This window comes from Mesorhizobium sp. WSM3626 (assembly GCF_000513935.1).
Classification (GTDB): domain Bacteria; phylum Pseudomonadota; class Alphaproteobacteria; order Rhizobiales; family Rhizobiaceae; genus Mesorhizobium; species Mesorhizobium salmacidum.
Window position 1 is genome coordinate 39641 of sequence record NZ_AZUY01000049.1, and the last position, 6745, is coordinate 46385.

Here is a 6745-nt window from a genome sequence, read left to right on the forward strand (position 1 = left end):
CGGGTCGTGAATCAGCAGCCACATATTCTGTCGCCCAAGGAGGCATTCAAGGCCTGCTTTTCGGCGGTTGCCGCCTATCTCGGCAGGCCGAGCGCGGAAACCGTGCTGTTTGCCGGGGTGCCGATTTCGGACACGCGCATCGAGGTCACCGAGATCAGGCATCTTGCCGAACGCATCGGTCTCGAGACCCACGAATTCAACCATCGCGACTTCTTGCGCGGTCGCCTCGATCTTCCGGCAATTCTCTTCCGTGTCAGCCAGTTGCCGATCGCCCTGCTGGCGGAAATCGACGGTGACGGGTATCTCACTGCCCCGCAGGAAGACGGGCGCACGACCATCGGCAAATCCGAGCTGGCCGCAAGTTACATCAGCGGCGGCGTATCCTTCTCGATCACCTATGCCAACGCCACCGAAGGCATGAAGGTCGGGTCGGCGCAGCAGATCGAACGGCGCCATTGGCTGACGGGAACGATGGGCGCTTTCTGGCGTACCTATTCGAAGGTCGTGCTGTCGGCGATCTTCATCAACCTGCTGGCCATCGCCTCGCCGATCTTCACCATGAACGTCTATGACCGCATATTGCCGAACAAGGCGATATCGACGCTCTGGGTGCTGGCGATCGGTATCGGTGCCGTCATTCTCTTCGACCTGCTTCTGAAGACGGCCCGGGCCTCGCTCATCGACTATGCCGGGCGAAAGGCGGACCTGCGGATATCGTATTTGCTGTTCGAGAAGGTGCTGAATTCATCCTTGTCCGCGCGCCCCGGTTCGACCGGCGAATATGCAAATCGCGTCACTCAATATGAGTTCGTCAGGGAGTTCTTCACCTCCAACACCATCAGCGTCTTCATCGACACGGCCTTCGTCTTCATCTTCCTGCTGGTCATCTACGCGATCGGCGATTGGTTGGTCATCATACCGGCCTTGGCATTCGTGGCGTCGGTGATAGTCGGCCTCGTCACGCAACGCCGCATCGGCAAACGGGTCGCCGCCTCGATGAACGAGGCATCCCAGCGCCAGGCCTTGCTGGTCGAGTCCATCTCCACGCTGGAAACAATCAAGTCCCTGCGCGCCGAAGCCTATTTGCTGAGGAAGTGGGGCGAGCATTCGAAGAATGCGGCCAACACCTCCGAGAAGATCAAGCAGCTCTCGGCGGCGGCCGGCAACATCACCCAGGCCATCCAGCAGCTCGTGACGGTCGCCCTGGTCGTGGCCGGGGCCTATGCCTTTTCGGAAGGGCATGTTTCGACAGGAGCCATTATCGGCACGGTGATGCTGGCGAGCCGGGCCGTGGCTCCGCTCGGCCAGATCGCGATCACCTTGTCGAGATTTCGCCAGGCCATGCTCTCCCTGAGAATGGTGAATTCCATCATGGCCCAACCGGAGGACCGGCCGGACACGGTGGGCTTTGTCAATCGCCCGATCCGCAATGGGGCGATGACGTTCAAGAATGTCGGCTTCGTCTACCCCGGCTCGGAAAACGAGGTTCTGTCCGGCCTGAACTTCTCGGTGAAGCCGGGCGAGCGCATCGGCATCATCGGCCGCATCGGGTCAGGCAAGACAACGATGGGACGCCTGATCGGCAGGCTTTTCCTGCCGAGTTCAGGCGAGCTGCTGCTGGATGGCATCGACATCCGTCAGTATCACCCGTCGGAGGTGCGCGCCGCCGTGGGTATCGTCGCGCAAGCTGGCGATCTGTTTTCGGGCACCGTGAAGGAGAACCTGCTCATGGCAGCTCCCGAGGCGACCGACGAACAGATCATCGAAGCCGCAAAAGCCGCCGGCGTCGACGAGTTCGTCTCTCGCCATCCACGCGGCTACGACATGAATGTCGGCGAGCGGGGCACCAATCTTTCCGGCGGGCAGAGACAGACGGTGGCGATTGCCCGGCTGCTTTTGACCAAGCCGAAGATCGTCTTTCTGGATGAACCGTCCGGCTCGATGGACTTGGCTTCGGAACGACAGCTGATCAAGCAACTCAAGACAGCATTTGACCACAACACGACGCTGATCGTCTCGACGCATCGCTTCAGCATGCTCGAATTGGCTGATCGCCTTATTGTTGTCGAGCAGGGAAAGATCGTTGCCGATGGACCAAAAGAACAAGTCATTCAGGCGCTGCAGAGAACCAATACCTGAAGGAACAAATTATATCGGGCTGAAACCGATATAATAACGGGGCGTAGGAAATGCTTGCCAGGGAAGACCGCCCGCCGCTTTTTGCGACGGCATCCATATTCATCATAGCGGCGCTCTTCGTCGCCTTTGTCGCTTGGTCATCATTCGCCGAGGTCGACGAGATCGCGCGTGGCGACGGCAAAGTCATACCGGCCTCCAAGACCCAGGTCATCCAAGCCAGCGAGCCGGGCGTCGTTCAGGAAATCGCCGTTAAGGTGGGGCAGGTCGTCAGGAAGAACGACCTTATCATTCGTCTCGACAACACTTTGAACACGTCCAGCCTCGGCGAACAGCAGGCCAAGGCGCGGGCCCTGCAAACACGGATCGCCAGGCTCAAATACGAACAGAGCGGCAGCATCACCGGATCATTTCCGTGTCCGCAGGACATTCAGGCGGTGGCGCCGGAAATCTGCGACAACGAGCAAAATCTGCTCGTTGCCCGGCGCGAAAACTTCGACAACAAGCTGTCGGTGCTCAAGTCGCGCCTCGACCAGCGCGAAAAGGAACTCGACGAGGCGAACGCCAATCTCGACCGCCTGACAAAAAACCTGGCTGTGAGCGACCAGCAGGCGAAGCTGGTCGAGGCGATGGTCAAGAAAGGTCTGATGGCAAGGACCGAGCAGCTCAAGGTCGAGCAGGAGCAAACCGAACTCAACGGCCAATTGAACCTGGCCGGCGAGACGATAAAGAAGGCCAAGTCGGCGATCACCGAGGCGCAGCTCCAGGTCGAGGAACTCGGGCTGCAGTTGAAGCAGGAAGCGCTCGATGACCTGACGCAGGCCTTGGCCGATCTTTCGGTGGTGGACGAAACCATTCGCGGCGCGACCGACAAGGTCGCGCGAACGGATATCCGTTCTCCGGTGGACGGGATCGTCAACACGATGGAACTGAACACCGTCGGCGCCTTCGTCCAGCCCGGAACTGTCGTAGCCGGCATCGTGCCCACTTCCGAGACATTGCTGGTCGAAGCGCGTGTTTCGCCCCGCGATGTCGCCTTTATACGCCCCGACCAGGATGCCTTGATAAAGGTCACGGCTTACGACTTCTCGACCTTTGGCGGCATCGAAGGCAAGGTTTCCAACATTACCGCGGACAGCCTGGTCGATCAGAAGACGGGCGAGCCCTATTACCAGGTGCGTGTCTCAACCGACAAATCGACACTGGAGCGAGACGGAAAGGCATATTCGATCATCCCCGGCATGATCTGTTCCGTGGATATCAAGACCGGACGCAAGACGATCCTGAGCTACCTGCTGAAGCCGATCAACAAAGCACGTCAGGAGGCAATGAGTGAGCGCTAGCGCCATCTCTCCCCCGCCCCCCGAAGACCGTTTGCTTCTGCCGCTGCCGACAGAAGATTTCGAGCTCGAGTTCCGCGTCGTGGCGCGCGGCGGCGCAAGGCGCGGCATCCGTCTGGAACGGGCCTTCTGGCTTTCGCTGAAACAGATGGCCGAGAGCCGCAAATGCACCATCGGCATGCTGGTCGACGAGATCGCCGAAAGTCACGCGGAGAACGGAAACCTGACCTCGGCAATTCGGGTGGCCTGCATTCGCGCGTTGGGACACGAGAACCTGAATTTGCGCAGGCTTGCGTCGATCGGGACGGTAAACGCCATTCTGCTTGCCTGTCCGTCGCCGGCTTTCGCCCTTGCATCGACCAAGAAGATCGTGACGTTCAATGCGCCATTCCAGCAATTGGTCAAACGGCAGTTGCCGACGGCATTCGACGGAGACACGCGGCAGGACCTGAAGCTGGCGCTGGATCTCAACGTGGCGGATATATTCGCGCGCCTCGACACCAACGGCGACGTTGCCGTTGCGAGCGGATTTGTGATCGGCGCCGGCGAGCGCCGTTACCGGGGCCAGCTTAACGTGGTGCGCGCGCCGGTGCTGGACCTGGAATTGCTGATGGCTTTTGTCTTCAACGGTTAGAGTCGCTCATCGTTCGCAATTCCCGGCGAAAGCGCTATGCATTTTCCTGAAATTGCTCTGGGCATTCGGCCAGGACAAAAACGCGACCGCGCTTTGCCTTTACTTGACTTCCATCTGCGCGCCTTCGCCAGGCGCGACGGTTTCGAAACCGCCCTTGACGTCGGCCATCTGCGCGGCCCCCGGTTTGGACCCATGGATCCATGCCCGGTCGGTGCTGAACGAGTACAGTGGCTGATAGTCCGGAAGAGCGCTGTCCTTGAGCACCGTATTGTTGAGACTGTCGAGAATGTAAGCGCCGCTTGCAGTGCTCACCGAAAGCACGGCGTGGAAGAAACCTCGCTTGCGGTCCTGGAGAACGACGAGCGACATGCTGCGTGCCGGAATGCCGGCCCTCAGCAACGCCGTCATCTTGAGAATGGCGAAGTCCTCGCAGTCACCGGCGCGATTGGCGAGGATTTCCGAAGGCTTCGCCCAATAGTCGAGCTTGCCGTAAACGATGCTGTCCTTCCTGTAGGCGATCAGGTGGTTGATGCCGCTGTTGATGAACGACAGTTTTTCGACAAACCCCTTGCCTTGGGCAGCCGAAACCATGGCCGCGAAGGCCGGGCTCTTGTGGTCGCAGGGACTGCCGGCGGTGCAACTGGTTATGGCCTGGTAGACCGGTGCCCAGCGCGCCGAAACCGGAAAATTGCGCATGGACAGCGCAACCGACCCGAATACGCCCGGGATAATCGACGCAGTCTGCATCGGGTCGATATCCCTACCTTCTTGCGCCATCAAGGCGCTGGACCGGTCTTGCGCGGAAACGGGATTGTAGCCGTTCAGGACGAGGCTGATCTGGTAGGCGGCGGCCGGCTGCCAGGGCTGGTACCTCCGCAGCGAAATGCCGCCGAGGCCAGGCGGCGCCTGGACCGTCCCAAGCAGTGCCGTTTCGGGCAGGAAATCCCTGATGATCGGCCCGGCAAGGGCTGGCTGCGCCGCGCCGGCTATCCCCAGTGCCAGCAGAAGCAGCTTGAGTTTTCTCTTCTTCGGAGCATTCTTTTGTTTTTTCATGACGCCCACCTTTGACCGTGGACGCTACCAATCTTGTCTCAAATTACTGGAAATGAAGGTGGATAACTTTCCCGCAAAGTGGTTTTGCTATTTTGTGTAAAATTTTATACGTATTTATACTTCTATTTACCAAGTTTTTCGCGCTGGTCGCGGGAAAGCGCCGCCCATTCCAAGCAAGATATAACTGATTATATGTTCACAGTTTACCAAGCGTAAAAAAAGTCATCGAACGCATATCCAAATATATAGAATGGATTGACGGACCGTTGCAAAGTCGAGGCGCCGCCTGTCTCTTTCCGGGAAATGCCGGAGGGGTTAAAGCTATGACGACCAGTATTGAGTTGGACAACGTTTCGAACTCGTGGGACGAGCATTCCGTCTCCAACGATCACCACGACCTGACAGCGCCGATCCAGTTGGTGGCGCAGGCCGCGCCGGCCGAGCAAGCGGCGGCGCCGGCTCAAACAGCGCCTGCAGCGGCCGAGCCTGTGCCGGTCGATGTCGGCGGCGGCGCGCCAGCGGCTGCTCCGGCAGCGGCGAATGCCCCCCACGAATACGTGGCTGACGCAAGCAACGTCGTAAAGCTTCCCGCCAACGTCTCGATCGACAACATCAAGGTCGACGGCCACAACCTCGTGCTCGAGCAGGCGGACGGCTCGGTCATCGTCATCAAGGACGGTGCCCTGAATGTGCCGACCTTCATCATCGGCGAAGTCGAAGTGCCGCGTGTGGCCTTGATCGCCGCACTGGAAGCGAGCCATGTCGATGTCGCCTTCGGCGCGGACGGCTCGATATCGGCGGGCCCGGGAGGTTCGACCTCGAGCGCCGGCGGCAATTTCGAACAGCCTGCCGGCGGGATCGGCGACGGCTTCGGCCTGTCGGCCCTCCTGCCACCAACGGACCTGCAATTTGGGCAGCCGGATCATCGCGAATTGTTCCCGAGCCTCCTGGAAAACGATTCCACTCCCTCCATTGGCGCCATAGGGGAAGCGACGGTCCATGAGGCCGGCCTTCCGGCCCGTGGCGGCGAGTCGGCCGGCTCGGATGCAGCGTCGGACTCCGAGACGATATCGGGCACGATCGGCTTCACCTCGCCGGACGGCGTGTCGGAAGTGACGCTGGGCGGCCATGTGCTGACCGGTGCCCCGCAGACCTTCAGCGACGCTACCGGCTCGCTGACCGCAAGCTATGTCTTTGATGCTGCCTCGGGCGTTGGCACGATCAGCTACTCCTATACTCTCGGCGACAACACCTCGGGCGACAATACGAGCGTGAATTTTGCGGTTGGGGTGACGGATGGCGATGGCGACACGGCTCCTCCCGGCAACCTGGTCATCAATATCATCGACGACGTGCCGACGGCCCATGCCGACAGCAACGACGTGACCGAGGGTGTCCTGCTTACCGTCACGGCCGCGGCCGGCGTGCTGACCAACGACGTTGCCGGCGCCGACGGCGCCACCGTCAGCGGCGTGCGCGCCGCTGGTGCGGACACTTCAACCGCTGTGACCGGCGGGGTCGCCACCGACATCGCCGGCCTGCACGGCACGCTGCATCTCAACGCCGACGGGTCCTACACCTA

4 protein-coding genes and 1 pseudogene are annotated in these 6745 nt (G+C 60.3%); 4 read left to right on the forward strand and 1 reads right to left on the reverse strand.

From position 1 onward, the window contains the following. The first annotated feature begins 6 nt into the window (after window positions 1–6). From M653_RS0125875 to M653_RS0125885, 3 genes are all read left to right on the forward strand, one after another. Window positions 7–2139, forward strand: a complete 2133-nt coding sequence (locus tag M653_RS0125875; RefSeq protein ID WP_027145932.1) for a type I secretion system permease/ATPase — start codon at window positions 7–9, stop codon at window positions 2137–2139. Between the two features lie 50 nt (window positions 2140–2189). After that, entirely contained in the window at window positions 2190–3479 is a 1290-nt protein-coding gene (locus tag M653_RS0125880) for an HlyD family type I secretion periplasmic adaptor subunit (protein WP_027145933.1), read from the forward strand. A gap of 79 nt (window positions 3480–3558) precedes the next feature. After that, entirely contained in the window at window positions 3559–4110 is a 552-nt protein-coding gene (locus M653_RS0125885; protein WP_280940122.1) for a ribbon-helix-helix domain-containing protein, read from the forward strand. A 99-nt stretch (window positions 4111–4209) separates the two neighbouring features. Here the strand turns inward: M653_RS0125885 and M653_RS0125890 are convergent, their stop codons facing one another. After that, window positions 4210–5163: a transglutaminase-like cysteine peptidase gene (locus tag M653_RS0125890; RefSeq protein ID WP_027145935.1), complete on the reverse strand. Its 954-nt coding sequence runs from the start codon at window positions 5161–5163 to the stop codon at window positions 4210–4212. Window positions 5164–5486: 323 nt separating this feature from the next. Here M653_RS0125890 and M653_RS0125895 point away from each other — a divergent pair. After that, a pseudogene (locus tag M653_RS0125895) lies at window positions 5487–6745 on the forward strand (hypothetical protein); the annotation flags it as partial.

Coding starts and splice junctions, on each gene's coding strand:
- M653_RS0125890 (WP_027145935.1), bottom strand. CDS start 5,163: ATGAAAAAACAAAAGAATGCTCCGAAGAAGAGAAAACTCAAGCTGCTT.
- M653_RS0125880 (WP_027145933.1), top strand. CDS start 2,190: ATGCTTGCCAGGGAAGACCGCCCGCCGCTTTTTGCGACGGCATCCATA.